The organism is Rhodospirillum rubrum ATCC 11170 (assembly GCF_000013085.1).
Taxonomy (GTDB): domain Bacteria; phylum Pseudomonadota; class Alphaproteobacteria; order Rhodospirillales; family Rhodospirillaceae; genus Rhodospirillum; species Rhodospirillum rubrum.
Map to the genome: position 1 here is coordinate 1,983,949 of NC_007643.1, position 25,477 is coordinate 2,009,425.

At 64.3% G+C, this 25,477-nt stretch carries 24 protein-coding genes, 1 tRNA gene and 1 riboswitch; of the genes, 7 read left to right on the forward strand and 18 right to left on the reverse strand.

The annotated features are described in order from the left end of the window. Positions 1–223 precede the first annotated feature (223 nt). Together RRU_RS08785 and RRU_RS08790 are read left to right on the forward strand one after the other, a co-directional pair. Positions 224–1,354 carry a type III PLP-dependent enzyme gene (locus RRU_RS08785; protein ID WP_042440409.1) on the forward strand — a complete coding sequence of 377 codons (1,131 nt, stop codon included), beginning with the start codon at positions 224–226 and terminating at the stop codon, positions 1,352–1,354. A gap of 140 nt (positions 1,355–1,494) precedes the next feature. Beyond that, positions 1,495–2,328: an EcsC family protein gene (locus RRU_RS08790; RefSeq protein WP_014626228.1), complete on the forward strand. Its 834-nt coding sequence runs from the start codon at positions 1,495–1,497 to the stop codon at positions 2,326–2,328. Between the two features lie 317 nt (positions 2,329–2,645). On the opposite strand, the gene RRU_RS08795 is transcribed toward RRU_RS08790, so the two are convergent. The 3 genes from RRU_RS08795 to RRU_RS08805 all read right to left on the reverse strand — a co-directional run bounded on the left by RRU_RS08795 (position 2,646) and on the right by RRU_RS08805 (position 4,094). Next, positions 2,646–3,086: a DUF411 domain-containing protein gene (locus RRU_RS08795; RefSeq protein ID WP_011389385.1), complete on the reverse strand. Its 441-nt coding sequence runs from the start codon at positions 3,084–3,086 to the stop codon at positions 2,646–2,648. A gap of 19 nt (positions 3,087–3,105) precedes the next feature. After that, positions 3,106–3,648 (reverse strand): DUF6803 family protein, encoded by a 543-nt coding sequence (locus RRU_RS08800; RefSeq protein ID WP_011389386.1) that lies wholly within the window; start codon positions 3,646–3,648, stop codon positions 3,106–3,108. A gap of 86 nt (positions 3,649–3,734) precedes the next feature. Then, positions 3,735–4,094 (reverse strand): hypothetical protein, encoded by a 360-nt coding sequence (locus RRU_RS08805; protein ID WP_011389387.1) that lies wholly within the window; start codon positions 4,092–4,094, stop codon positions 3,735–3,737. Positions 4,095–4,205: 111 nt separating this feature from the next. Here RRU_RS08805 and dmeF point away from each other — a divergent pair, with 111 nt between their 5' ends. Then, the gene (dmeF, locus tag RRU_RS08810) at positions 4,206–5,219 is read left to right on the forward strand and encodes a CDF family Co(II)/Ni(II) efflux transporter DmeF (protein ID WP_011389388.1); all 1,014 of its coding nucleotides are present in this window, start codon (positions 4,206–4,208) and stop codon (positions 5,217–5,219) included. A 17-nt stretch (positions 5,220–5,236) separates the two neighbouring features. On the opposite strand, the gene RRU_RS08815 is transcribed toward dmeF, so the two are convergent. The 8 genes from RRU_RS08815 to RRU_RS08850 all read right to left on the reverse strand — a co-directional run bounded on the left by RRU_RS08815 (position 5,237) and on the right by RRU_RS08850 (position 14,131). After that, positions 5,237–6,040, reverse strand: coding sequence for an MBL fold metallo-hydrolase (locus RRU_RS08815; RefSeq protein ID WP_011389389.1), 804 nt, complete (start codon positions 6,038–6,040; stop codon positions 5,237–5,239). Continuing rightward, complete coding sequence (locus RRU_RS08820; protein WP_011389390.1) at positions 6,041–6,853, reverse strand: TatD family hydrolase; 813 nt, start codon at positions 6,851–6,853, stop codon at positions 6,041–6,043. A gap of 67 nt (positions 6,854–6,920) precedes the next feature. Then, complete coding sequence (gene metG / locus RRU_RS08825) at positions 6,921–8,480, reverse strand: methionine--tRNA ligase (protein ID WP_011389391.1); 1,560 nt, start codon at positions 8,478–8,480, stop codon at positions 6,921–6,923. A gap of 96 nt (positions 8,481–8,576) precedes the next feature. Next, a complete protein-coding gene (locus RRU_RS08830; protein ID WP_011389392.1) occupies positions 8,577–9,701 on the reverse strand; it encodes a DNA polymerase III subunit delta' in 1,125 nt (374 codons plus the stop codon). Further along, the gene (tmk, locus tag RRU_RS08835; protein WP_014626229.1) at positions 9,701–10,363 is read right to left on the reverse strand and encodes a dTMP kinase; all 663 of its coding nucleotides are present in this window, start codon (positions 10,361–10,363) and stop codon (positions 9,701–9,703) included. Before tmk ends, RRU_RS08830 begins: the two co-directional genes overlap by 1 nt. Before the next feature lie 4 nt (positions 10,364–10,367). Continuing rightward, a complete protein-coding gene (locus RRU_RS08840) occupies positions 10,368–11,534 on the reverse strand; it encodes a D-alanyl-D-alanine carboxypeptidase family protein (protein ID WP_011389394.1) in 1,167 nt (388 codons plus the stop codon). Between the two features lie 177 nt (positions 11,535–11,711). Continuing rightward, positions 11,712–12,815: a septal ring lytic transglycosylase RlpA family protein gene (locus RRU_RS08845; protein ID WP_011389395.1), complete on the reverse strand. Its 1,104-nt coding sequence runs from the start codon at positions 12,813–12,815 to the stop codon at positions 11,712–11,714. Further along, a complete protein-coding gene (locus tag RRU_RS08850; RefSeq protein ID WP_014626230.1) occupies positions 12,812–14,131 on the reverse strand; it encodes a lytic murein transglycosylase in 1,320 nt (439 codons plus the stop codon). Before RRU_RS08850 ends, RRU_RS08845 begins: the two co-directional genes overlap by 4 nt. A 164-nt stretch (positions 14,132–14,295) precedes the next feature. On the opposite strand from RRU_RS08850, the gene RRU_RS08855 reads away from it, so the two are divergent. Then, positions 14,296–14,385: transfer RNA gene (locus tag RRU_RS08855), tRNA-Ser, on the forward strand. A gap of 261 nt (positions 14,386–14,646) precedes the next feature. Then, positions 14,647–18,516 (forward strand): hypothetical protein, encoded by a 3,870-nt coding sequence (locus RRU_RS08860; protein ID WP_207301217.1) that lies wholly within the window; start codon positions 14,647–14,649, stop codon positions 18,514–18,516. 337 nt (positions 18,517–18,853) lie between these two features. Here the strand turns inward: RRU_RS08860 and RRU_RS08870 are convergent, their stop codons facing one another. Both RRU_RS08870 and RRU_RS08875 read right to left on the reverse strand, forming a co-directional pair. Beyond that, complete coding sequence (locus RRU_RS08870; RefSeq protein WP_014626231.1) at positions 18,854–19,315, reverse strand: type II toxin-antitoxin system VapC family toxin; 462 nt, start codon at positions 19,313–19,315, stop codon at positions 18,854–18,856. 19 nt (positions 19,316–19,334) lie between these two features. Further along, on the reverse strand, positions 19,335–19,583 hold the full coding sequence (locus tag RRU_RS08875; protein ID WP_014626232.1) for a type II toxin-antitoxin system Phd/YefM family antitoxin: 249 nt from the start codon (positions 19,581–19,583) through the stop codon (positions 19,335–19,337). 291 nt (positions 19,584–19,874) lie between these two features. Between RRU_RS08875 and RRU_RS08880 the strand changes: the two genes are divergently transcribed. Beyond that, entirely contained in the window at positions 19,875–20,282 is a 408-nt protein-coding gene (locus RRU_RS08880) for a RidA family protein (RefSeq protein ID WP_011389401.1), read from the forward strand. A 6-nt stretch (positions 20,283–20,288) separates the two neighbouring features. On the opposite strand, the gene RRU_RS08885 is transcribed toward RRU_RS08880, so the two are convergent. After that, the gene (locus RRU_RS08885) at positions 20,289–21,824 is read right to left on the reverse strand and encodes a methyl-accepting chemotaxis protein (RefSeq protein ID WP_376783080.1); all 1,536 of its coding nucleotides are present in this window, start codon (positions 21,822–21,824) and stop codon (positions 20,289–20,291) included. Positions 21,825–21,923: 99 nt separating this feature from the next. After that, positions 21,924–22,730 carry an NAD(P)H-dependent oxidoreductase gene (locus tag RRU_RS08890; protein WP_011389403.1) on the reverse strand — a complete coding sequence of 269 codons (807 nt, stop codon included), beginning with the start codon at positions 22,728–22,730 and terminating at the stop codon, positions 21,924–21,926. A gap of 98 nt (positions 22,731–22,828) precedes the next feature. Between RRU_RS08890 and RRU_RS08895 the strand changes: the two genes are divergently transcribed. Further along, on the forward strand, positions 22,829–23,749 hold the full coding sequence (locus RRU_RS08895; RefSeq protein WP_011389404.1) for a LysR family transcriptional regulator: 921 nt from the start codon (positions 22,829–22,831) through the stop codon (positions 23,747–23,749). A gap of 8 nt (positions 23,750–23,757) precedes the next feature. On the opposite strand, the gene RRU_RS08900 is transcribed toward RRU_RS08895, so the two are convergent. Genes RRU_RS08900 through bigR form a run of 3 tightly spaced genes read right to left on the reverse strand, consistent with a single transcriptional unit; the run spans position 23,758 to position 24,964 of the window. Beyond that, complete coding sequence (locus RRU_RS08900) at positions 23,758–24,195, reverse strand: YeeE/YedE family protein (RefSeq protein ID WP_011389405.1); 438 nt, start codon at positions 24,193–24,195, stop codon at positions 23,758–23,760. Further along, positions 24,192–24,599 carry a YeeE/YedE family protein gene (locus tag RRU_RS08905; RefSeq protein ID WP_011389406.1) on the reverse strand — a complete coding sequence of 136 codons (408 nt, stop codon included), beginning with the start codon at positions 24,597–24,599 and terminating at the stop codon, positions 24,192–24,194. The genes RRU_RS08900 and RRU_RS08905 overlap by 4 nt, the downstream gene beginning before the upstream one ends. Beyond that, a complete protein-coding gene (gene bigR, locus RRU_RS08910; protein WP_011389407.1) occupies positions 24,596–24,964 on the reverse strand; it encodes a sulfite-sensing transcriptional repressor BigR in 369 nt (122 codons plus the stop codon). Before bigR ends, RRU_RS08905 begins: the two co-directional genes overlap by 4 nt. Before the next feature lie 206 nt (positions 24,965–25,170). Continuing rightward, a riboswitch (cobalamin riboswitch) is annotated at positions 25,171–25,392 on the forward strand. Positions 25,393–25,477: the final 85 nt, after the last annotated feature.

Here is a 25,477-nt window from a genome sequence, read left to right on the forward strand (position 1 = left end):
CTTGTCCGCCTTCGGTGCCTGTCCACCGAACGTTCGCTCGCGCGAGAAATCCTGCGCCAGGGCAGGATTTCCCATTGTGGAGAAGCTGATGCACAATCAAGCCATCCGGGCCAACCAGCCCGAAGAGCCGCCCGACGCCTTCATCGCCGCGGAATCCCGCCCGCCGGGCGGCGCCCCGACCCTTGCCCTCGTCGCCGAACCCCCGCGCTGGGTGGCGACCGGCATCACCGAAAAGATGGCGGCGTTCCTGGCCGAAGAGCCCGAAACCCCCTGTCTCGTCGTCGACCTTGACGTGGTCGAAGGCAATTACCGCGCCCTGCGCGGCGCTCTGCCCCAGGCGGAGGTCTACTATGCGGTGAAATCGAACCCGGCGCCGCCGCTTGTCGCCCGGCTGATCGCCCTGGGATCGAGTTTCGATACCGCCAGCCTTCCCGAGATCGACCTGTGCCTCGGCCTGGGGGCCGATCCGGCCAAGCTGTCGTTCGGGAACACCATCAAGAAATCAAAAGACATCGCCGCGGCCTATGAACGCGGTGTTCGGCTATTCGCCTTCGATGCGGAGGAGGAGCTGGAAAAGCTCGCCGAACACGCGCCCGGTTCGCAGGTGTTCTGCCGCTTGTTCGTTGACAATGTCGGGGCCGAATGGCCGCTGTCGCGCAAGTTCGGCTGTTCCGTCGCCATGGCCGGCGATCTGCTGATCAAGGCCCAGGCCCTGGGCCTTGAAGCCCACGGCGTGTCGTTCCACGTCGGCTCGCAGCAAAAAGACCTTGGCCAGTGGGATGTCGCCCTGGAAAAGGCCGCCGAGCTGTTCCGCGATCTGGCCGCCGTCGGCATCACCCTCAAGATGGTCAATCTTGGCGGTGGCCTGCCGACGTCTTATGGCAACCGCTTGCCCTATGGCGTCGATGAATACGGCGCCCATGTCCTGGGCGCGGTCGACCGCTTGTTCGATGGCCCGCGTCCGCGGCTGATCGTCGAGCCCGGCCGCTATATGGGCGGCAACGCCGGCGTGCTGGAGACCGAGGTGGTTCTGGTGTCGCGCAAGGACGCCGCCGACGATCGGCGCTGGGTCTATATCGACGCCGGCCGCTTCAACGGCCTGGCCGAGACCGAGGGCGAGGCCATCCGCTACCCGATCATCAGCGACAAGGACGACGGCGAGACCGGTCCGGTCATCATCGCCGGCCCGACCTGCGACAGCGTCGATATCCTGTATGACAAGGCCGGTTACACCCTGCCGCTGTCGCTCAAGGCGGGAGACCGTCTTCGCCTGCTGTCGACGGGCGCCTATACCACGTCCTATGCCTCGGTCGGCTTCAACGGCTTCCTGCCGCTCAAGGCCCACTACCTGTAAGATCGCCTTTGGTGATTGACCGGCCCGGACCGCCTTGGCGCAGTCCGGGCCGTTTTTGTTGCGCCGGTCCCAAGCCGACGCCAGATAACAGGGCAGGTGGGCCGGCCGTGGCCCGCCAGACAAGGGAAAGGGACGGGAAGGTGGCGATCGGTGATCTTCTGAACTGGAACAAACCGCCAACACCGGTACCCGCCCGCAAGCCGGCGGCCGAACCGGCCGAGGAGGAGGGGGGCAGGGCGCTGGCCCTGCTCACCTCGCTGTATCGCCCGGTGATCGGCGGCTTTGGCGGCCGGGGCGCCGTCTCGGTGGCGGCGGCCGAGGGGCTGCTGCGCGCCGAGGGCGATGTGGAACGCGCCGTGCGCGAGACCGTCCGCCGCACCGCCCTTCAGGCCGGCGCCGCCGGCTTCATGACCGGCCTGGGCGGCCTTGTCACCTTGCCCGTCGCCTTGCCGGCCAATGTGGTTTCGGTGCTGGCCCTGCAAACCCGGCTGGTCGCCACCATCGCCTGCCTGCATGGCCATGACCCGGAAAGCGAGGGCGTGCGCCGGGCGGTGATGCTGGCGGTCGTTGGCCTGTCGCTAGCCGATTTTGGCCGGGGATCGGGCGTGCGCTTGGGAACGCGGATGAGCCTGCGTCTGCTGGACCGGCTACCGGCGACCAGCGCCCGGGCGCTTAACAAAATGATCGGCCAGCAATTAGCCAACCGCTTGGCCAGTTTGACCCTGGGCAAGGCGGCGCCGGTGGTCGGCTGCGCCATCGGCGGCGGCATGGATTGGGCCGGAACCCGCGCCGTCGGTCTGCTCGCCGATAAAACCTTTAGAGCCGTCCCAACGGACAACGCGACGGACGGCGAGGGCGCGATGATGGCCGACGACCCGAGGCGGGATACGATCCGTATGGCCGAAGATGTCTTCACCCGCTCGGCGCCGCCCGACAGCGTCATCTTGCTGGGATCCCCAGACCGCGAGCGGTGAACCGTCGCGGTCTTTTCTCTCCTAGGAGAGAAAAGGGACTCAAAAGCAAACGGTCCGGTCGAATAAGGGTGCCGAACCCAACTGATCTAATTGTCGCATAATGTATATTATGGATAGAAAGATCCAGCCAGACCGGAGGAGGGTGCTTTTGACCCAAATCGTCTAACGGCGGGCGGTTAGGAAAAGGTTAAGAATTGTTAAGAGTCGTTAAGGACCATTAAGGATCATTAAGAATGGTTAAGATCCTAACGACCGTGGCTTAAGGCCGGACCCGGCCCCCGATGGGATCGGGTAATGGGATCGGGTCCGGCCGTCGCTTAGTCGATCTTTTGGAACGGCAAGATGCCGGCCGGGCCGAAGCTCATCACCATAAAGGGTTCGCGCTCGCCCGCCATGCCGGGCGAGCCCTGGGGCATGCCCGGCGCGGCGATACCGCTCACCCGGGGTTTCTCGGCCAACAGCCGGCCGATGGTGGCGGCGGGCACATGGCCCTCGATGACATAGCCGCCGATCTCGGCGGTATGGCACGATCCCAGGCTGTCGGGAACGCCTAGGCGGTGCTTGACCGGGGTTAGATCCTCGGTTTCGATCACCCTCACCTCATAGCCGTTGTCGATCATGTGATCGACCCAGCCCTGGCAGCAGCCGCAGCTTGGTGATTTGGTGACGGTGACGCTGGTTTCCCCGGCGACGGCCGGCGCCTTGGCCAAGGTCAGCACGGCCAGGGCGAGCAACCCGATGCGTTTGTCGTGTTTCATGGTTTGGTCCCTTCCCTGCCTAATGCGCCGTCCCATGGCCCATATCCCCGTGGTCCATCGGCATCTCCATCGGCATATCGGTGGCCGGAGCCTGCCAGGCGCCGCCCAGGGTCGGGTCGAGCATGCCGAAGATCATGGCGATATGGGCGACGATCAGGAACAGACCGACCAGGGCGGCGTGGATCATCATCCGCCCATGCTCGTCGCGGCGGCCGCCGATCACCTTGAATTCCAGCAAGGCGATGCCGCCCAGCGGCACGATGCCCAGCAGATAGAAGCCGACGGCCACGGCGTCGATCCAGCCGCGCCAACCGCCCGAGGTGGTCAGCGGCAGCACGGCGCTGGCCAGCAGATAGAAGAAGACGCCGGTGAAATAGACGCCGACCACCATGCCGGCAAGGCGGTTGATCTGGCGAACCCAGCCATCGTAGCGGCGGGTGTAGAGCAGGTAAAGTTCGGTGACGGCGATGGTTTCGGCCAAAATCACCGGAATCGCCATGAACAGCAGCAGGTTCCACGGCTGATTGGTGGCAAGAAGCTCCATGTAATGGGTCATGGACATCAAAACGCACTCCTTTGAACGGCAACGAGTCTTCCGACAGGGCGCGAAGGCCCTGCCCTGGTCTTACGGGGAAGAAAACGAACCGATCAAAGGCGCGGCGGCTTCAGCGGCGGCGGCCAAGTCAGGCGGTGCGGGCTTCGAACCGCGGCGGGGCGAAGCCGCGCCGCCGCTTGCCCGATCGCCGGCGTAAGACCTTCGGGTCCCGACAACGCCAGGACCAGCGGGGCGCAACAGGGCGGCGGCCCCACGGGAAGAACCGGGGCGGCCGGGGCCGATGAGGGCGCAGGCCCCTGCCCCGCCAGCCCCTTCCCGGCCAGATCGTGACAGCCCTGCCCCATGCCGGCCGCCATGGCGCCCCCCATGGCAATCGGTGCCGCGCCCGCCGGAGCGAGGCTGGCAAGGATCGGCAAAAGCACAAGCAGAACGACGGCCAGAACGGCTTTCATGAAACCCCGTTTTATGGCGCTCCCCTTCGCAATGCGGCTTGTTCGAGGGCAAGCAGAGCGCTACTAAGTCTCATTCAACACCGTCCGGCGGTCGACGGCAAGGAGGACTCCATGCATACCCATGATCTTTCTCCCTGGACCCATGATCACGTCTATGCCACCGGCGGCGAGGCGGCGGCGGAACGGCGAACGCGGCTCGTCGTCGCCCTCACCGTGGCGATGATGGGGCTGGAAATCGTTGTCGGCACCCTGACCAATTCGATGGCGCTGCTGGCCGATGGTTTTCACATGGCCACCCATGCGGCGGCCCTTGGCATCGCCGCCTTCGCCTATGCCCATGCCCGCCGCCACGCCTTTGATCGCCGCTACAGCTTTGGCACCGGCAAGGTCGGCGCCTTGGCGGCTTTCACCAGCGCCATCATCCTCGGCGTTGTCGCCCTGGGGATGGTCTGGGAATCGGCCAGCCGCTTTTTCAGCGTGCAGACCATCGCCTTTGAACAGGCCCTGATCGTCGCCACGCTCGGCCTTGTCGTCAATCTGCTGTCGGTGCTGATCCTCGGCGGCCCCGGTCAGGCCCCTCACCATGACCATGGGCACGATCATGGGCATGGGCATGGGCACGACCACGGGCACGGCGCCCATGAGGATCACAACATCCGCGCCGCCTATCTGCATGTGATGGCCGATGCCGTCACCTCGGTTCTGGCGATCGTCGCCTTGCTCTTTGGCAAATATATGGGCTGGTGGTGGCTTGATCCGCTGATCGGCATCGTCGGTGCCGCGGTCATCGGGCGTTGGGCCTGGGGGCTGATGATGCGCTCGGGCGCGGTGCTGCTGGATCATAGCGCCGACAAGGGCTTGGAAGACGAAGTGCGCATGGCGATCGAGGGCGACGGCACGGCGATCAACCGGGTGGCCGATCTTCATCTGTGGCAGGTCGGCCCCGGCCATTGGGCGGCGATCGTCTCGGTGGTCAGCGATATCGTCCAGCCGATCGCCCACTACCGCGCCCTGTTGGCCGAGGTCCATGAACTCAGCCATGTGACCATCGAGGTCCAGGCCTGCGCCGGATGCGAGGGCGATTGCGGCTGCGCCTGCGGCGCTGCGACCGCTTCCGCCGTATAAGCGAAAAGCGTTTTCGCTCAAACGGATGGCTCGTGAACCTCGATGATCATCCCATCATGGGCCGGCACGACCCCGGGCGGCAGGCGGTCCAGGGTCGCCCGGTAATCCAGGCCGGGGCCCATATGGGTCAAGATCGCCTGACGGGGTTTCAGCCGCTCGATCCACGCCAGGGTCTTGTCGAGATGGGCGTGGGTCGGATGGGGCTGCAGGGCGAAACAATCGACGATCCAGGTGTCGATGCCGGCCAGGGCGGCGAAGGCCGCCTCGTCCAAGGCCACCACATCGGTCGAATAGGCGAAGGCGCCGATGCGTAACCCCAGGGTCTCGCCCCAGCCATGGGACTGGGGGAAAGTGCGCAGAGGAAACGCCCCGATGGTGAAGCTTGGCGTGGTGATTTCCCGGGGCACGATCATCGGCTTGTAGATGCTGGTCGCCTCGGCGGCCAGGGCGGTGAAGCAGTAATCGAAGCGCTGGCACAGATCACCCAGCACCTCGGCCGTCGCCCAGAGGTCAAGGGAGCGGCCCATCGCCCGGTTGATTTCGCGCAGATCATCGATGCCATGGGTATGGTCGGCATGGGCATGGGTGATGACCACGCCATCGAGCGCCCGCACCCCGGCGCCCAGCAACTGCTGGCGCAGATCGGGCGAGGCGTCGACCAGCAGGCGGTGCGGCGGCGCCCCGCCCTCCCCGTCCTCTTCGATGAGGATCGAGGGCCGCAGGCGGCGGTTGCGCGGCTCGCCCGGGTCACAGGCCCCCCATCCGGCGGCGATGGCGGGAACTCCCGCCGCGCCGCCGCAGCCCAAAATCCTGATCCGCATCTAGACGGTTCCGTCGGTCTGCGGGGCGGATCCGGTCGGGCGGGCGCATTTGTCAAAGAGGGTGAAGAAGTTATCGGTGGTCGCCGCCCACAACGCCTCAACGGCCACGCCCTTGACCTCGGCCAGTTTCGCCGCCGTATGAACGACCAGGGCCGGTTCATTGCGCTTGCCGCGCTTAGGCGTCGGCGCCAGGAAGGGCGCGTCGGTTTCGACCAGCAGACGGTCAAGCGGCACATCGGCGATGGCCGTGCGCACGTCCTCCGCCTTGGGGAAGGTAAGGATCCCCGACATCGAGACATAAAGACCCATTTCCACCGCCAGATCAGCCAGATCCTTACCGGAGCTGAAGCAGTGGAGCAGGGCCTTGAACGGCCCCTTCTCGCGCTCCTCGCGCAAGATCGCCGCCGTATCGGCATCGGCGTCGCGGGTATGGATGACCACCGGCAGACCGCTCAGGCGGCCCGCCGCCAGATGGGCGCGGAAACTGCGCCGCTGGGCCTCGCGCGGGCTGTTGTCATAGAAATAATCCAGCCCGGTTTCCCCCAGGCCGACGACCCGGGGGTTCTCGGTCAGCCGCACCAGGGTCTCGGCGTCGACCTCGGCCTCATTGGCGGCTTCATGGGGATGGATGCCCACCGTGCACCAGACATCGGGAAAGCGCTCGGCCATCGCCAGCACCCCGGGAAAGCGCGAGACATGGGTGCAGATGGTCAGCATGGTGCCAACCCCGGCCGTCCGCGCCCGCTCGACCACGGCGTCGATATCGGGGGCGAAATCGGGGAAGTCGAGGTGGCAATGGCTATCGACGATCATCGGTGACCACCATGGGACATGGCTATCCATTACTCTACTAGGAGAAAACAAGGGTGGAAGGGGGCGCTCACGCCGCCCCCTCGTCGTCCACCACGTGGCGGGGGAAGATGCCTTCGGGCTTGGGCAGGACGGTGCCCGGCGCCAGCAGCGGCCGATCGCCCAGCGCCGTCGTATCGCGGGCCTCGGGCCCCTGCCCCAACTGGTCGAGCATGCGGGCGGCCGAGGCGGGAACGAAGGGCTGCATCAGCAGGGCGACGCGGCGGATGACCTCGGCCAGCACATAAAGCACGGTGGCCATGCGCGGCGGATCGTTTTTGCGCAAGGCCCAGGGCGCCTGACGGTCGACATAGCCGTTGGCGGCGCGGATCACCACCCAGATCGCCTCCAAGGCCTCGTGGAAGGCCTGACGGTCCATCGCCTGACGGACCTTGTCGAGCAGGGCGACGGCGGCGGCCAACAGGGCGTCGTCGTCTTCGCTGAAGGGCCCGGGTTCGGGTACGGCGCCGGCGCAGTTCTTGGCGATCATCGACAGCACGCGCTGGGCGAGATTGCCCAGGTCATTGGCCAATTCGCCGTTCATGCGGTTGATCATGGCGCGATGGCTGAAATCGCCATCATTGCCGAAGGGAACCTCACGCAGCAGGAAATAGCGGACCGGATCAAGGCCATAGGTCTCGATCAGCGCCCGCGGATCGATGACGTTGCCCACCGATTTGGAGATCTTCTGCCCCTCGTTGGTCCACCAGCCATGGGCGAAAACCCGGCCCGGAACCTCCAGGCCGGCGGCCATCAGGAAGGCCGGCCAATAGACGGTATGGAAGCGCAAGATGTCCTTGCCGACCATATGCAAGTTGGCCGGCCAATAGCGGGCATAGTCGCCGGTCTGATCGGGGAAGCCGACGGCGGTGATGTAATTGGTCAGGGCGTCAAGCCAGACATACATCACATGGTCTTCGTCGCCGGGCACCGGCACGCCCCAGGAAAAGGTGGTGCGCGAGATCGACAAATCGGTCAGCCCGCCCTTGACGAAGCTGATGACCTCGTTGCGCCGGCTGTCGGGGGCGATGAAATCGGGGCGGGCGGCGTAAAGATCAAGCAGCGGCTGCTGCCATTTCGACAGCCGGAAGAAATAGCTCGGCTCCTCCACCCACTCCACCGGCGCGCCGGTGGGGGCTAGGCGGCTGCCATCGGCGGCCGTGGTCAGTTCGTCTTCGCCATAGAAGGCCTCGTCGCGCACCGCGTACCAGCCGCGATAGGCGTCAAGATAAATCTCGCCGCGCTCGACCAGCAGGGTCCACAGGGCCTTGCAGGCCTCCTTATGGCGGGGCTCGGTGGTGCGAATGAAGGCGTCGTTGGAGAAATTCATCGCCGCGGCCAGATCGCGGAAATTGGCCGAGACCCGGTCGGTGAAGGTCTGCGGATCGATGCCGGCCGCCGTGGCCGATTTCTGCACCTTCTGGCCGTGCTCGTCGGTTCCGGTCAGGAATTTGACATCGAAGCCGTCCAGGCGCTTGAACCGCGCCAGCACGTCGCAGGCAAGGGTGGTATAGGCATGGCCGATATGGGGCTTGTCGTTCACATAGTAGATCGGCGTCGTTAGATAAAACGGGGGCTTGGGCCCGGCCATGATCGGAAACTCCGCAAGGCGACGTGGGGGGACGTTCGGGATGATAACCCCGAACCCTGACCGGGGGATCCCCCGGGAATGGCAAGGCCCCTCCGCTCAGGAACGACCCGCGACCAAGGCGACCGCGTGAAAGGCGGCGAGAACCGTCTGTTTGCGATCAAGGTGAACCGCCTCGGCCCGGGCGAAAAGGGTTGTGACCTTTTCCCATACCTCGACCCAGCGATCAAGGGTGGCCGCCGCCAGCAGACGGCCCGAGGCCGCGCTTTCCCCGGGGATGGTCCACATCTCCTCTGCCGTCCCGGCCGAACCGGCCACCGCCCCCCGGCGGATCATGCGGGCCAGCCACCAGGGGAACAAGCCGGCGGTGGCGGTGAAGGCGCGGTCGTCGCGCGCCGCCTGATCGGCGAACCCATGCAGGCGGGCGACATCAAAGGCCGGCGCGGTGGCCAGCAATCCGATCATCTCGCGGCACAAAGCCAGCCCGCCCATCGCCGCCAGATCCATGGCGCGGCCGATGCTGCCTTCGGCCAGACCGATCAACCCGGGACGCTCCGTTTCGGCAAGCTCGGGCAAAGACCGTTCGATCAGGGTTGCCAGCACCGCCGGCTCCAGCGGGCGCAGGGCCAGCCGGCGGCAGCGCGAGCGGATGGTCGGCAGCAGGCGGGCCGGATTATGGCTGACCAGCAGCAGCAGGGCCCGCCCCGGCGGCTCTTCCAGGCCTTTGAGCAAGGCGTTGGCGGCGTTGCGGTTCATATCCTCGGCGCCATCGACGATGACCACCCGCCAGCCGCCTTCCGAGGGCGTCATGCGCATGAAGCCGCCCAGATCGCGCACATCGCCGATGACGATCTCGCCGCGCCGCCGGCCGCCGGTCCCTTCGGCCAGACCGCGCTCGATCACCCGCAGGTCACCGTGCGACCCGGCGGCCACCCGGCGAAACACCGGATGGGCCGGATCCATGGCCAGCGAGGCCGGCGCCAGAGCGCCAAACAATCCGCCCTCCCCGCCCTCTAGGCCGCCGGCCAGGGCGAAGCGGGCGAAACGAAAGGCCAGGGTGGCCTTGCCGATGCCGCGCGGCCCGCTGATCAGCCAGGCATGGGCGGCGCGGCCCGAGGCGCAGGTCTCCAGGATCTCGCGCTCGGCCGCCTCGTGACCCAGCAGGTCGGCGGTCAGGCGCGGGCCAGGATCGCCAGCGGCCTCGTCTTCGCTCGCGCTGGCCATCACCGGCGCTCCGTCAACTCGGGGAAGCGCTCCAGCACCACCGCCCAGAGCCGGGCGTGAACCGCCTCGATCGCGCCATCGGCCTCGATCAGCCGGCAGCGTTCGGGGAAAGCGCTGGCGATGGCGTGGTAGCGGTCGAACAGCCGTTGATGGAAGGCCGGGTCCATGCGTTCATAGCGGTCTTCGCCGCCGCCGCGTCGGCCGGCGCGGGCCAATCCCACGGCCACCGGCAGGTCGAAGATCACGGTCAAGTCGGGCTGGAAGCCGCCGCAAACAAAGGCGTGCAGGGCGTCGAGCTCGTCCTGGGGCAGGCCATGGCCGCCGCCCTGATAGGCCGAGGTTGAATCGGCGAAGCGGTCGCAGACCACCCAGGCGCCCCGGGCCAGCGCCGGCCAGACCGTGCGCAGCAGGTGATCGCGACGGGCGGCGGCATGGAGCAGGGCTTCGCCCCGGGGATCCCAGCGCTCCGCCCCCCCCGCCACCAGAAGGCCGCGGATGGCCTCGGCGCCGGGCGATCCCCCGGGCTCGCGGGTGGTCACCACCTCGGGCACCAGGGGGGCGAGGGCTTGGGCGAGACGGCTGAGTTGGGTGGTCTTGCCCGCGCCCTCGCCGCCTTCCAAGGTGATGAACCGTCCGCCGGTCACCGGCGTTTCCCGCTTCATCGGCCTAGTGGGCGGCGGGCTGGGCGGTGCCGAACACCGCATTGCGCGCCGAGGCCAGGATGCGCCCGAAGAACGACAGCTGTTCCACCGCCCGTCCGGCGACCAGCGGGTATTCCAGCTTGGCCATATCCGGCCCGGTCAGCACCAGGGTGGCGATGCGGTCGCCGGCCTGGATCGGCGCCGGGATCGGCGTCTCGAACACCGCCTTGGCCACCATGTCGCGGCGCGCCGCCCGTGGCAGGGTGATCTTGAGGTCGTTCACCGAAACCAGCGGCACGGTTTCCTCCTCGCCCATCCAGACATCGGCGTCGCTGATCGGCTGGCCGGCCTTGAGTAGGGTCACCGTCTCGAAATTGCGGAAGCCCCACGACATCAGCCGTTCGGCTTCTTCCGAGCGTTCCTTGTTGCTTTGCAGGCCGTTGATCACCATCAGCAGCCGCCGTCCATCCTGGACGGCCGAGGCGGTCAGGCCGAAGCCGGCGATATTGGTATGGCCGGTTTTCAGGCCATCGGCGCCCATGTTCATATACAACAAAGGATTTCGGTTGTGCTGAACGATGCCGTTATAGGTGAATTTGGTCTCGCCGTAGATCTCGTAGAATTCCGGGAAATCCCGGATGATATGTTCGGCCAAAAGCACCAGATCATGGGCCGTCATATAATGCTCGGGATCGGGCAGGCCGGTGGCATTGACGAAATGGCTGTTGGTCAGCCCCAGTTCCTTCGCCCGACGGTTCATCGCCGCGGCGAAAGTCGCCTCGTCGCCGGCGAGATTCTCGGCCACCACCACGCAGGCGTCATTGCCCGATTGGATGATGATGCCGCGCATCAGGTCATGGACCTTCACCTGGGCGCCGGGATTGAGGAACATCGTCGAGCCGCCGCTGGCCGCCCCGCCCTTGCGCCAAGCGTTTTCGCTGACGCTGAAGGTGTCATCAAGCGACAGCGAGCCGCTTTTCAGCCGCTCGAACAGCATATAGGCGGTCATCAGCTTGCTCATCGACGACGGCGGCATCGGCACATCGGCGTCTTTATCAAGCAGAACCGTATCGGTATCCAGGTCGATGACCAGGGCATGGCGCGCCTTGGTTTCGAAAGCCTGGGCGGGCATGGCGGTCAGCAGGCCGGCGGCCAGCACGAATGGCGTAAGATGGCGGGCGAGCGCAATCACGACCTTATCGCTCCATCGAAAAAGTGACGGTCAACTCGCCTGGGGAATGGGTCCGTGGCATACGGCCCAGCGCCGAGTCGACCCGCGTCCCGGCGGCGGGCATCCCTGGAACACCGTGCCCAGACCGCAAGGGACGACAAGAAATGAGGACAAAAATGTCGGATTGGAGGCAATCCGTCAGTCCTCGATGAGTCGAGCCTCTGGATAACCTGAAGTCTGGGTGGTCCGCAAGGTGTTGAAAGCCTGGGTGCCGTCGGCGAAGGGCCCCAGGCGCACCCGGTACAAAACATGATCGCCCATGGTCACCGGCATGACGACGGTGGGGCCGATGGATTTCAGGCGGCTTTCCAGGGTTTTGGCATTGCCGAGATCGGCGAAGGCGCCAACCTGGACATAGGCGTCGCCGCCGGCGGGGCCCCGGACGGCGGCTGGCGCCTTCGTGGCCGGCCCCAGGGTGAAGGCGCCGGTGGCGGGCGCGGCGCGCGGGGGTGCTGCGGGGATGACGATGCGCCCTCCCCCGCCGCCGCCACCGCCGCTCTCGCCCCAGCCCTCGGCCCCGGTCGGCGTGGCTTGGCGCACGCTGGATCCCGGGGCGACCACCACCGATCGGCGCGACCCGCCCGAGGCGGCGTAAGAAGATCCGCCCGAGGCGGGAAGATCGCTCATCGCCACGCTTTCAACGGCGCCGCGCGGCGCCGAGACCGGGGCGTCGCCGGCATAGAGCATTTCGCCGCCCATCGCCTCGCGCTTGGCGACCTGACTTTCCTGGGCCAGGATCTGCACGCGGACGCGGGCGGTGCCCTGGGCCTCGAAGCCAAGCGCCCGGGCCGAGGCCCGCGACATGTCGATCAACCGCTCGCCGACAAAGGGGCCGCGATCATTGACGCGGACGGTGACCGAGCGGCCATTGCCAAGATTGGTCACCCGCACGATGCTGGGCAGCGGCAAGGTGGTATGGGCGGCGGTCAGCCGGTTCATATCGAAGGTTTCGCCGTTGGCCGTGCGTTTGCCGTGGAAATCCTGGCCGTACCACGAGGCGGTTCCCGTTTGGGAATAGCTGTAGTCCTCTTTCGGGTAATACCACTTGCCGCCGATCTGATAGGGCTCGCCGATCTTGTAGCTGCCCTTGCCGCTGTCGCCGCGCCCGCCGACCTGCTTGGCGGTATTAAAGGCCAGCCCGGTTTCGGCGCAGCCCGACAGGGCGAGGGCGGCGGCGCTGATCAGCAAGAGACCAAGCGGCGCCCGCCAGCTTCGCCCGCCGCGCCAACTCTTCACGCTCATCGGCCACTCCGCCGGCGCAGATCGGCGAGCAGGGCGTCATTGGCATAGCCATCGGCCGGGGCGCCGATCGAAGCTTGATAGGCGCGGATGGCGACCCGGGTCTGGGCGCCGATCACGCCATCGGCCGTGCCGGCGTCATAGCCCAGGGCGGACAGGCGGCTTTGGATCTCGGCGACATCGGCGCTGCGCAGTGGCGCCTCGTCGGCCGGCGGCGGATGGACCAGCGGCCCGCCGCCCGCCGCCCGATCGGCCAAGAGCCCGACGGCCAGGGCATAGAGCATCGAGCGGTTCCATTTGAGGATAGAGAAATAGTTGTCGGTGACCAGGAAGGCCGGGCCGCGATAGCCCGCCGGCAGCAGCAGGGCGGCCGTCACCCCGGCTCTGGCCCCCGCCCCCAGCGCCCGGCCATCGGCGCCGCGCAAGCCGAGCGCCGCCCAATCGGCCAAAGGCCGGCGTTCTTCCAGGCCGACCCGCGCCAGATCCAGCCCGGCGGGCAGCACCACCTCCCACCCCCAGGGCTCGGCGCCCTTCCAGCCCAGATCGGACAGGTATTTCGCCGCCGAGGCCAGGGCGTCGGGCAGGCTGCCCCAGATGTCGATGCGGCCGTCGCCATCGTAATCGACCGCATGGGCGCGGAAGGTCGAGGGCATGAACTGGGTTTGGCCCATCGCCCCGGCCCACGAGCCGATCATGGCGTCGGCGCTGACATGGCCGGCGTCGATGATGCGCAAGGCGTCAAGCAACTGGGCCCGGAAGAAGGCGCCGCGCCGGCCCTCGAAGGCCAGGGTGGACAGCGCGTCGACGACGCGGAACGAGCCGAGCGTGCCGCCGAAATTGGTTTCCAACCCCCAGAAAGCGACCAGGAAGCGCCCCGGCACGCCATAGCGTTGTTCAAGCGAGCGCAGCAACGGCGCGTGCAGCGCCATCATCTCGCGGGCTTTGGCGATGCGGCTGTCGGGCAGGGTCGAGGCGAAATAGCCCGCCAGGGTCTTGTTGAATTCGGGCTGCTTGCGATCAAGCTCGACGATGCGCGGCTCGATCCGCGCCCGGCCCAAGGCGCTGTCGACGGTGGCGCGGCTGATGCCCGCCGCCAGGGCCTCGGCCCGCATGCCGACCAGCCATTGGGCGAAGGCGGCCTGTTCGGCGGCCGGACTGAGCGCCGCCGCTGGGGCGATGGGCGACACCGGCGCCATCCCCGGCGCCGATCGCCCGCCGCCGGTCCCGCCCGAGCGCTGGCTTTGGTCGGCGCCGGCGCAACTGGACAGGGCGAGAAGAACCACCGGCAGGGCGGCCAGGGCGAAGGGGCGACGGGCCATGGGGACACTCTTTTGCTTTTTATAAGGGGATCCAAGACGTGCCATAAACCACCGGCAATGTCCAACCCATGGGCAAGGAAACCGCGATCCCGCCCAAAGCCCCCTCCCCCAAGAACCCCCCGTTGACACCCCTCCCCGTCCCCCTTAAGACAGGCCGGTAAGCCGGAGGGGTGGCCGAGTGGTTTAAGGCAGCGGTCTTGAAAACCGCCGTGGGAGCAATCTCACCGTGGGTTCGAATCCCACCCCCTCCGCCAAATCCCCGCCGATGGCACGTGATGATGCGATAATTCCATTTTGGAAGAGCGCCGACTGTACACTGACAGGCTTATTGGGTGTTGGTTGAAAGCCGCCTCGCATTGGTTACTATACAATGCTTGATCTATTGAGTAACAAAAATGATCAAAAGAAACCGCAAGAAAGCAGCGACTTAAATATAATAATCGGGCACCGCCACATATCACGAGGTAAAGTGACCTAAGCCTTGCAGGCTCGCAGTAGCGGTAAGGGAATCATACGTGGCGAAGAAAGCAAAAAGTGTAGAGCGGCGCCGCGAGCCAAAGCCGCCTTCTAAACCAACCAAGGTCGCGTCTAGGGCAGGATCAAACGCCGGTCGAGGCTTTCGTTACCAGGATGCCGTGTCCGCTTGGTTAGCTGTGGAAATATGGGCTGGTCAACGAGCGCCCGCCATTATGATCCCGGAAGGTGGCGACGATATTGAACTGCGCGGCGAAGCAACGAGCTTTGTCCAGGTTAAGAGTCGGCGTGAGCACCTTGGGGGCTATACAGAAGGGGAGATAACCGGGCACATAGAAGATCTATGGAACCGGTCGCTTGGCTCCGCAAAGCGGCCGGAGCGACTGGAACTCGTTCTTGAACGGGAGGGGTCGGGCCTCAGTCCCCTCGAAGGTCAACCCACAGCCCGCTCAATCGAAGGTCAAATCAGCGCCAGACTTTCAAAATTTAATGGGGTTTCAGATATTCTCCCGAGAACGTCGATCATCGTGGCGACCTCACCGAAGGAATGGGCGATCAGCCTGATCGAGAACCGGCTACGTTGCGCCCCTACCGCGGCCCAGATGTGCTTTGCCGAACTTCTTATTCGCGTAGGCACCTTGGCCGACGCCAACGGCCGGTTGGCGTCCGAGAACTATCGTGGCCTTTCGATCTCTGACACGGAAATCTCAATCCGCGATGTCTTGGCCGCTATCGACGTTGACGCGATCGAACACGCCCTCAGGGATGGTGTCTGCGAACCGGTCGATTTCCTCACCCCCCTCAATGACCCGAACTTCTATCTCGGGGTTGATGTAGAACCCGGCCACATTGCGGCGGGACTGGTATCCGAGCGGCCCCGAAGCAGATCGGCATTGATGGAAGGCATTGAACAACGTCGGGCCGCGTTGATCGTCGGCCCGTCTGGGGCCGGCAAATCCGCTTTGATGTGGGAAACCGCTAATATATTGCGCCATACGGTGCGGTGGTTTCGAATTCGTCGTCTGAGCGCGGCGGATATTCCATCTCTGCGCCAGTTGATCCGCACGTTCCGCGCCTCGGAAGACAGTCCCTTGGGCTTCGTCATGGATGACATTGGCCGAAATGGACCGGAAAGCTGGGGTGTCTTGCTTAAAGAAGCGATGTCGGTACCCGGCGTCGTCCTGCTCGGTTCGATCCGGGAAGAAGATGTAACGTTGATTGCTGAGCGTGCTCGTGCCGCCGAAATATGCGCCGATCCCGATGATGAACTCGCGGAGCGACTCTGGCGGGAACTGCGCGAAGCGGGAAAGACAAACTGGGCGGGGTGGCGCGAGCCGTGGAAGACGAGCGATGGTCTCCTTCTCGAATACGTCCATATCTTAACACGCGGACAACGAATGCACGAACTCCTCGCCGATCAGGTTGCGGCCAGGATTTCGGATCCGAAGCGTTCCCTTGAACTCGATATTTTGCGATCCGGCGCTTGGGCAGGCGCAGCAAATGCTGAAGTCGATGCGCAGCGACTGGCGCGCACGCTCTCGGTCAGTCAGGCCGATCTGTCACGCGCATTACAACGCCTCATCCAGGAACATCTGGTGCGTTCGCCTGCTCCGGGCGCGGTCACTGGCCTACACCAGCTTCGATCTGAAGAATTGTTGCGGCTCACACATCAGACAACGGTGCCGACCCTCCAAACGAGTTTCGAAAGGACAGTCGCAAGCGTTACCGCTACCGATCTCGAACCCTTGGTCGCAGACACACTATCTGCGCGGCGCCTACCTGTCCCGGCAGTGCTCGATGGCTTGATTGCCCGCTTGGATGGCGAGCAGGATGCGCGGGCGTTGGCTTCAGCGCTTCGGGGCCTAGGTTTGGGCCGTGTTTCCTCGGGCGTGGACGAATGGCTGGACACTCCTGAAGCACGTGCGCTGCCGCGAACGCAAGTCGGGAGCGCCGCAATGTTCGGGATCGCCGGTATTGATCTGAGTAGTCTCAGCATAATCCCGGAGGTCCAGGCTGCGGCGGATCTACTTTCGCAGATCAAAGGCTCGCCGAAAGATGACCCACGTCGTCTGTTGATGGAGCGTATGTCACCTTCTGCCTTGTCCGCCCTGATTGAGGCAGCGGATCTGGCGAGCCTCGATGAGATTCTCGCAGCCCTGGTCGGAATACCTTTGCCCGATGCAATACGGACCAGCCTGACGCAGGTTCCAGAAGGCCTCTTGAATGCCGATCTTAATCTCGTCGGGTCGGTGATGGGCACCCTGTCCGCTCTGGATCGTGAGATCGCCTGTCACTGGGTCGCGGAGGTCGGGCAAGAGGCGTTGTTCGTACGGGTTCAGGCAGAGACGGCTTGGGCCGGGCCTGTAACAATCGAAGATACCGATGAGGGAGTGATCGTCCGTTGCGATCTTTGGTACGTCGCCGGCTCTGTACAGAAAAATCCGCACGACTCGGTTGTGAGTTTGTGCGAGCGGATATTGGCACTGTGTCCTTCGGCTGAAATTGCGGTGTCCAACGCTATTACCGCAAGTGGCGAATTGGCGAACCTTACCCAGGTGCCGCGCGTGACAAAGCGGATTCCCCGAGAGAATCTTCCTCCACTGTCGGTTCCTCAATGGAACAGACGGTGGAGGGATCTAATCTCCCGCCGCGTCGCCGCCCCGAGCTATAGCGATTATCTCGCAAGAGGCGTTGCAATTCTCGAGGCTCTTGTGCCGACGTTGGAGAAGGTCTTCGATGCGCATTTGCGAGGAAAGGATGCACTCGGGAGCCTCGCCGACAGGCTGAATTCACTCAATGCGGATACTGAAGCGCTGACACCCCCCGCTGTTTCGTCATTGGAAGCGGCGGGCGCGGGAAGCGGAGAGACCAACACCGCTGTCACCAAGTTTCAGAACCTTTTGCACAGCGCAAGCGTCAATCTCGTCAAGAAGTTCGCGATACTGCCCGATCAAGCTGGCGCATACATTGCTTGGTTGAGCAATCTCATCGTCGATGTCGACATTACCGTTACTGAAGAGCCTTGGCCGCTCATTGGCGAGGGGGCTCCGTTAATGCTCGTGCGACTCAAGTCGCTCTTGGAGGCGCTGCGACTGCTGGCCGGGGAAGCGCACGAGCGAAAGGAGCCGCCAGCGGTAACTTGGGCGGTGCGCGGCAAAGATTCACGAGCGGGCAACGCTCTTCGGCTCGTATCCCTCTCTGCCAAGGCTGCGGGGGAAACACGATTAGCACAACGTAAGGTTGAAATTGAACGCTCGGCAGAGAAAGCCGGGATCGTCGCGGATTTCCATCTCCGTGCTAATGCTACAGGTAGTCTCCCGTGGCCACCAGCAGACGTTCTCGCGCTGTTGCCTGCGCTCGATATTGCGGATGCGGTGGTCGCGTTCGCTGAACAAGCGGAGCTCATAAGGTCATTGGTGGACTGGCAGGTCCACCTGACGATCATGCCTTTCATTGAGGGTATCGCATTTCCGGCACTGGCGAGGTCTGGTTACCAAACTCTTCTTCCTGACGTCCAAAGCGCCGCCGGTTGGGCTGAAGAACTCGGATTGCCCCAAGCTTCGTCTGCTATAGCGGTCTTGTTTGGGGAGGTGGTGCATCTGGCCAGCGAACTTGGCGCGATGGATCAAAAAGGCCTTGGAACTGAGACACGTCCCGAAGAAGAAATCACTGCCCGCCGAAATTTGGATATCGACTTTTCCAGCAAGCGCGATGAACTGACCAGGAAAATTCATAATTTTGACGTGGATCTGCAAACGGCTGTGTCGGAACTGATTGAGCACCTACGGACCGGGGATATTGATCTCGCCGCGAAAGCGCAAGCTGCGATTGGCGGAACCTCCAGCGATATCGTCGAGGTGATGGGGTGTTTATCTTTGCTTTTTATGTCAGCCGACTTCGGGAGCATTTAGTCGAAGGGCAACTTTCAGAAAGTGTCCACAAACTACGAACCAAACAAGGAATCACAAAAAAAACTGAAATCGCTCAACTCTTTTAGGATCAGGTTTTGAGACCGTCGATGCGGTCCTTGAGCGCCGGGTTGTCCAGATCGGCCACGCCCGCCTCAATGGCATCATAGAGCCGCTTGAGGCGCAATTCCGATTCCGTGGCCCGCTTATTGACTTCGGCGAATATGTATGCTCGCCGCGGCGCTCGGCGTGTTCTTCCCTGCGGTCGCGCCCGCCCTTGCCGGTGCGGATGGTCATGGGGAGAGGGCGGCGCGTAGCGGAATTGCGCAAGAGGAAGCGGTCATGCCGGGCCCCCCTTGGTAGCGGCCTCGTCAGGCGACAACACGGCGATACCGAACGGCAGAAAGTGCTTCGTGTTGCGGGTGACAACGACGAGTTCATGCGCTGCAGCGATGCCGGCGATAACGGCATCGGCCATGCCGGGATCATGGCCGGCCGCGAGCGCCTTCGCTTCCAACTGCCCCCCGATCGCGGCAGCCTGCGCATCGAAGCTAATGATCTTGTCGTCGTACATGGAGACAAGGCCACTGAGCCATGCCTTCAGGCTCGCGACCTTTGCCGTTGCCCCCTTGTGCTCAAGGAGCGCGATTCCCTTCTCGATCTCATGGATGGAGACGACCGACAGAAATATCCGGCCATCGGCATCCATGCGGTCCAGCCAGGTGAGGAAGTCAGCGGATGCTTCCAACTTCGACGGCGCCAGCCCGGAGACGATGTTGGTGTCGAGAAGGAAGCCGCTCAAAGCTCGATATCCCGCGCGCTCAAAGCTCGACATCCCGCGATGGTTTGCGGTTGCGCGGGAACTCTTCGCTTGGAAACGTCCTGAGATAGCTGACAAGGCCCGCCCGTTTGCGTGTCAGCGCCTTGCGCGCGATCTCGGCCGCCTCGACCGAAACCAGGGCCGCAACGGGCTTGCCGTGACGGGTGATGGTCACGATCTCTCCTTTGACAGCTTCATCAACGAGGCTGGAAAAGCCAGCCTTGGCCTCTCTGAGGTTGATAGTCAGCATGGTGCGCCCTCCATATGTAGGCATATGTGACTACATTTAATCTATCGAAGGACGGATTTCAACGCCGATTTCAAATCCCTAACGCGTCAGCCCTCGGGATCGAACAGGTCATCGAACAGGTTGCCGAACCATTGCTCGAACACCTCGATCTCTGCTTGCGTGACCGGAACGGGGCGCGGTCAATCGTCCAGGCACGATGTATATCCGCTACGCGGCAGGCGCGATGCCCTTGATACTCCCTTTTCCAGTCCGTCCGGTCGCGCGGCGGAGGGTTCCGAAGGATCCTGTGTCATGACCAAAGCCACCGCCGTTTTTCCCGAGACCCGTCACGCCCTTTACGAGGCGCATGGCTATTCGGCCGCGATCCGCTCGGGCGATCTGTTGTTCGTCTCCGGTCAGGTGGGCAGCCGGGCCGACGGTTCGCCGGAACCGGACTTCGTCGAGCAGGTCCGGCGGGCGTTCTCCAATCTGAAGGCGACGCTGGCGGCGGGGGGATGCACCTTCGACGACCTCGTCGATGTCACGACCTTTCATACCAACCCCGAGCAGCAAATCGCCGCCGTCATGACGGTGAAGAACGAAGTCTTCCCAAAGCCTCCCTATCCGAACTGGACGGCCGTCGGCGTGACCTGGCTCGCCGGCTTCGACTTCGAGATCAAGGTCATCGCCCGCATCCCGGTCGCCAACGGACGCCCGTGAGCGACCTCACATCGATCGAACCTTGCGCAGGAACGCGTCGACGCGGGTTTCCAGGTCGTCGGCTTGGTGGGACATCGATTGGGCGACGCTGAGAAGCTCGGTGGAGGAGCGGCCGGTTTGCGCCGCCGCCTGTTCGACGCCGTTGATGTTTTGCGAGACTTCGCGGGTGGCGGCGGCCTGTTCCTCCGCCGCGCCGGAAATCGAGGCGCTGATTTCGCTGACCTGGGCGATCACCAAGCCGATCTGGCGGATGGCGCTTGCCGTCGCCCGGCTTGAGTCCTGAATGCCGCTGACCTGCTGTTCGATCTCTTCCGTCGCCTTGGCGGTTTGATTGGCCAGGGATTTCACTTCCGAGGCGACGACGGCGAAGCCCTTGCCGGCGTCACCGGCCCTGGCGGCCTCGATGGTGGCGTTGAGCGCCAGAAGATTGGTCTGGCTGGCGATGTCGGCGATCAATTGGGATACCGCGCCGATCTTGTCGGCGGCGGTGACCAACTCGCCCACCAGCTTTTCCGAGGCCTTGGTCTCGGCCACCGCGTCGTCGGTCACCCGCGTCGCCTGAGCGATCTGGCGAGCGATCTCGCTGACCGAGGTGCCAAGTTCCTCGGCCGCCGTCGAAACGATCGAGGATTGCTGCGAGGTTTGCTCGGCCGCCGCCGCCATGGCCTGCGCCGTGTTTTGCATTTTTCCCGCCGATGAGGCCACCGTTTCAACCGTGGCCTTCACCCCGGTCTCGAATTGCTTGGCCAGGGCGGCGTTTTCCTCTTTGCGCCCGGAAATATCGGTGGCGAACTTCACCACCTTATAGGGTTTGCCATCAAGGTTGAGGATCGGATTATACGAGGCTTCAAGCCAGACCACCCTGCCCCCCTTGCCGATGCGCATGAATTGTCTGGCCTGGAATTCGCCGCGGCGCAGGATATCCCAGAACTGACGATACTCGGCGCTGTCGCGCTCGCCGGGGGCGATGAACAGGCTGTGGTTCTTGCCTTGGATGTCCTCAAGGCGATAGCCCATGGTTTTCAAGAAGTTTTCGTTGGCGGTGAGGATCGTGCCGTCCATGGCGAATTCGATGACGGCTTGGGAGCGGCTGATCGCCGCCACTTTTTCCTGCAGCTCGACGGCCTCGGCCTTTTTTCGGGTGATATCCGTGGCGATCTTGAGAACGCCAGTGGGCTTTCCGCCGAGGCCCAGGATGGGATTGTAAGACGCCTCCAGCCAGATTTCCTTGCCGCCTTTGCCGACGCGCTTAAATTCCCTGGCCAGAAACGTCCCCCGCCGCAACTGATCCCAGAAGGCGCGATACTCGGCGCTGTCGCGTTCGGCGGGTTCGACGAACAGGCTGTGCTTTTTGCCCCTCACCTCGTCAAGTCGATACCCCATCACTGTAAGAAAGTTTGTATTCGCCGCAAGAATGGTGCCGTCCAGGTCAAATTCGATCAAAGCCATTGATGTGCTGAGCGCGGTCAATCGGTTAGCCGCCCCCCCACCAAAAATGCTAAAAGCCATTCTCGAACCCCATACCTCAAGTTGAGCATACATCGCGATAGATGCTGCTTATTTAGTATATAGCCCAACAAGACGAGGTTCAATGTTTGCCGACCCTGGAGGTAGGGTATAGGCGGACTATCGCTTCGACCTTTATCGAGCTTTATCAACATGATCACCGTCTTCTTGATGCAGCGCGAAGCCCATCGCCCCCGCCGCGCCTAGGTCCGGGCGCAATTCCAGGCTCGGGATGGCATACTCGCCGCCGTTTTGCCGTCGGAACGGGATGGGGGGCGTGGTGGAAAGGCCGCGCAGGCGTTGGCGCAAGCGCTCGGCCAGGGCGTCGAAGCCGGGGCCGTCTAGGCGATCGACCCGATAGGCGACGAAGGACGGCAGCACCGCATAGCCCGGATAAAAAAGGATGCCATGGGTGATGGGGAACAGCAGGTCGTCGATCGGGCCATTGATCCCGCGCGCCGAATAATGCTCTTCCCAGCCGCCGGTGGTCACGATCAGCATGGCGCGTTTCCCGGCAAGCCGACCTTCGCCGAAACGCTCGCCCCACCGCCTGTCGCTGTGCTCGCCAACGCCATAGGCGAAGCCGTAGGCATAGACACGGTCGACCCAGCCCTTGAGAATGGCTGGCATCGCATACCACCACAAAGGAAACTGCAAGATCAGGAGATCGGCCCACAGCAGCTTGTCCTGCTCGGCCGTCACATCCCCGGTCAGGGCCTGGGCGGCAAGGGCTTCGCCCGAGGCGGCGGCGACTTGCAAACGCGCCTTTGGGGGCAAAGCCGGAAAGTCGTCGCGGTCGATCGCCGCCTTCCAGCCCATCGCGTAAAGGTCTGAAACCCGCACCTCGTGACCTTGGGCGCGAAGCTCGGTCACGGCGACATCGCGCAAGGCGCCATTGAGCGAGCGCGGTTCGGGGTGGGCGAAAACCAGCAAAATCTTCATGACGGCACCGATGCGATCCAGAGAAAAACCGATCCCCAACCTAGATCCGGGCGCATTCATCCGCTATCCATGGAAAATGGATTTCATTGAGCCGAAAAATGGATAAATCAGAGGTCACGCTTGAACGCCTGCGCAGCTTCGTGCGCGTCGCCGAACGGGGCAATCTGTCGGCGGTCGCCCGCGAATTGGGGCTTGGGCAATCGACCATCACCCGCCACTTGCGCGAGTTGGAAGAGGCCGTCGGCGTGGCGTTGCTCAGCCGCACCACGCGCAGGGTCGTCCTGACCGACGAGGGAAGCCGTTATTATGCCGACAGCCTGCAGATCCTGCGCCTAGTCGATCAGGCGGGCGAAGAAGCCCGCGCGGCGCGGGGCGCCCCGGCGGGAACGATCCGCCTGTCCTGCACGGCGGCCTTGGGTGTTCTTCATATCAGCGGGCTGATCTTCGCCTTTCAGGATCGCTACCCGGATATCCGCGTCGATCTTGGCCTGACCGACGAGCGCATCGATCTTGTGCGCGAGGGCGTCGATATCGCCCTGCGCCTTGGGCCGCTGACCGACAGCGGGCTGAAGCTTCGCCCCCTTGGTCTCAGCCGCCGCGTGCTTGTCGCCGCGCCCGCCTATCTGGCGGCGCGCGGCCGACCGGCCGCCCCCGGGGACCTCGCCGGCCATGACGCCATCACCATGGCGAATGTGGCGGGAAGCGATGTTCTAGAGCTGCGTGGGCCCGATGGTCAGCGCCACCGCGTGCCGGTTGGCGGGCGGTTGCGCGTCGATCAGGGGCTTGCGGCCCGCGAGGCCTTTCGCGCCGGTCGCGGCTTTGGCCCCACCCACCGCTGGCTGGTGGACGATCTGGTGGCGGCGGGCGGGCTCGAAGTTATCTTGCCCGGTTACACGCCGCCCGCCGTGCCCTTGAACATGCTGATCGTTCCCGAGCGGGCGGCGATCGCCCGCGTTCGCTTGCTGGTTGATTTCCTGGTCGAAAGGATCGGCCAGATCCCTGGACTGGAGACAAGCTAAAGCATCGCTTATCGCCGGGCGAAAAAGCGGTCGTGAACGATCATGCCAATCGCCATCGCCCCGACGAAAATGGCGACGGGCGCCAAACCCAGGCTCAGCCCGGCGATCGCCGGACCGGGGCAGAAACCGGCCAGCCCCCAGCCGATGCCAAACAGCGCCGCGCCAAGCAGCAGCCGGCGGGTTATGCCGGTTGTCGGCGGCAGGGCGAAGTGATCGTCAAAGGCCGGACGGCTCAGGCGCCGCCCTACCCCCACGCCCAAGGTCGCCACGCCGACCGCGCCGCCCAGAACGAACATCAAGCTGGGGTCCCAGGCGCCGCTTCCCAGGGTGAGGAAGCCGAGAACCCGGGCCGGATCGATCATGCCCGAAAGCGCCAGGCCGAAGCCGAACAGGCCGCCGGCCAGCAGGCCAAGCGCCAGACGGAGCAAAGCGGTTCTGGTGCTCATCGCAAGATCCCCATCAGCGAGGCGGTCAAAACGCCGCAGACCAGGAAGGTCGCGGTGGCGGCCAGGGAGCGCCGCGACAGGCGGGCCAGACCGACAATCCCGTGGCCCGAGGTGCAGCCCGAGCCCATCCGCGTGCCAAAGCCCACCAAAAGGCCGGCGATGACGATGACCGGCCAGGAGGCGACGATCGTCACCGCCGGCCAAGCCCCGACGATCAGGGCGTAAAGCGCCGGTCCAAGCAGCAGACCGATCAGGAAAACCGCGCTTTCGACCCGGCTCTGGCCCTGCAGCAGCCGTCCGGCCATGCCGCTGATTCCGGCGACCTTGCCATTGCCGATCAGCAGCAGCGCCGCCGACAAGCCAAGCAGCATCCCCCCCAGCAAAGGGGGCCAAAAAACGCTCATGGCGTTCCCTCCTCGACGCAGAAGATCGTGTAAAGGGCTTCGACAAGCCGTGCCGCCTTGGCGTCGGTCAGGCGATAGAAGACCTGCTTGGCCTCGCGCCGCGTCTCGACGAGGCCCGCCGCCCGCAACACGCCCAGATGCTGGGACAGGGCCGGCTGGCCGATGCCGAGCCGCTCTTCCAGGGCGCCCACGCCATATTCCCCCTCGACCAGGGCGCAGACCAGCATCAGGCGCAAGGGGTGGGACAGGGTTTTAAGCAGGCCCGCCACCTCGGCGGCTCGCCTCTCCATCTCGGCGCGCGCCATGCGCGCCGGATCGGCATCGGGGTCATCGACCCGGGCGTTATCGTTCACAACGGCTGGCATCGCCGGCCCCCTCCTTCTTTATTCAAACATTATATAATTAAATAGAATGAATAATGATAGAGGTCAAGGACCGGCTTGCCGGCCCCCTTCCGCCCCGAGGAGCGCTGCGAAGCGCCGTGGATAAGGCCCTGGATCGGCGAGACGTCTGATGACATCAGGATATAAAGATATCTTCATATCTCCGTTGACGACCTTTGGCGGCACGCGTAAGCTTTGAGGATCGTGGTTCTTTGGCACCGTTTTGTCGGGTGCCGGAGCTAAGAGGGAATCCGGTGAGCCGCGTTTTGGCGATGCCGGAGCTGCCCCCGCAACTGTAAGCGGCGAGCCGCTGTCAAGACGTGCCACTGCCCCCGGCAAGGGGGGTGGGAAGGCCAGACAGCGGCGACGACCCGTAAGCCAGGAGACCTGCCGCGATGTCATAACCTCCCTGGGCGGGGTGTCCCGGTGGTGCGCCTGCGATCCACGGGGTTTGCCACCGTCCGGATTCCGCCGGCCTCCGCTCGGCCTTTGCCC

Coding starts and splice junctions, on each gene's coding strand:
- dmeF (WP_011389388.1), top strand. CDS start 4,206: ATGCATACCCATGATCTTTCTCCCTGGACCCATGATCACGTCTATGCC.
- RRU_RS08850 (WP_014626230.1), bottom strand. CDS start 14,131: ATGGCCCGTCGCCCCTTCGCCCTGGCCGCCCTGCCGGTGGTTCTTCTC.
- RRU_RS08880 (WP_011389401.1), top strand. CDS start 19,875: ATGACCAAAGCCACCGCCGTTTTTCCCGAGACCCGTCACGCCCTTTAC.
- RRU_RS08905 (WP_011389406.1), bottom strand. CDS start 24,599: ATGAGCGTTTTTTGGCCCCCTTTGCTGGGGGGGATGCTGCTTGGCTTG.
- RRU_RS08895 (WP_011389404.1), top strand. CDS start 22,829: ATGGATAAATCAGAGGTCACGCTTGAACGCCTGCGCAGCTTCGTGCGC.
- RRU_RS08875 (WP_014626232.1), bottom strand. CDS start 19,583: ATGCTGACTATCAACCTCAGAGAGGCCAAGGCTGGCTTTTCCAGCCTC.
- RRU_RS08830 (WP_011389392.1), bottom strand. CDS start 9,701: ATGGCCAGCGCGAGCGAAGACGAGGCCGCTGGCGATCCTGGCCCGCGC.
- RRU_RS08885 (WP_376783080.1), bottom strand. CDS start 21,824: ATGTATGCTCAACTTGAGGTATGGGGTTCGAGAATGGCTTTTAGCATT.
- RRU_RS08805 (WP_011389387.1), bottom strand. CDS start 4,094: ATGAAAGCCGTTCTGGCCGTCGTTCTGCTTGTGCTTTTGCCGATCCTT.
- tmk (WP_014626229.1), bottom strand. CDS start 10,363: ATGAAGCGGGAAACGCCGGTGACCGGCGGACGGTTCATCACCTTGGAA.
- RRU_RS08845 (WP_011389395.1), bottom strand. CDS start 12,815: ATGAGCGTGAAGAGTTGGCGCGGCGGGCGAAGCTGGCGGGCGCCGCTT.
- RRU_RS08795 (WP_011389385.1), bottom strand. CDS start 3,086: ATGAAACACGACAAACGCATCGGGTTGCTCGCCCTGGCCGTGCTGACC.
- RRU_RS08890 (WP_011389403.1), bottom strand. CDS start 22,730: ATGAAGATTTTGCTGGTTTTCGCCCACCCCGAACCGCGCTCGCTCAAT.
- RRU_RS08800 (WP_011389386.1), bottom strand. CDS start 3,648: ATGTCCATGACCCATTACATGGAGCTTCTTGCCACCAATCAGCCGTGG.
- RRU_RS08900 (WP_011389405.1), bottom strand. CDS start 24,195: ATGAGCACCAGAACCGCTTTGCTCCGTCTGGCGCTTGGCCTGCTGGCC.
- RRU_RS08820 (WP_011389390.1), bottom strand. CDS start 6,853: ATGATCGTCGATAGCCATTGCCACCTCGACTTCCCCGATTTCGCCCCC.
- bigR (WP_011389407.1), bottom strand. CDS start 24,964: ATGCCAGCCGTTGTGAACGATAACGCCCGGGTCGATGACCCCGATGCC.
- metG (WP_011389391.1), bottom strand. CDS start 8,480: ATGGCCGGGCCCAAGCCCCCGTTTTATCTAACGACGCCGATCTACTAT.
- RRU_RS08815 (WP_011389389.1), bottom strand. CDS start 6,040: ATGCGGATCAGGATTTTGGGCTGCGGCGGCGCGGCGGGAGTTCCCGCC.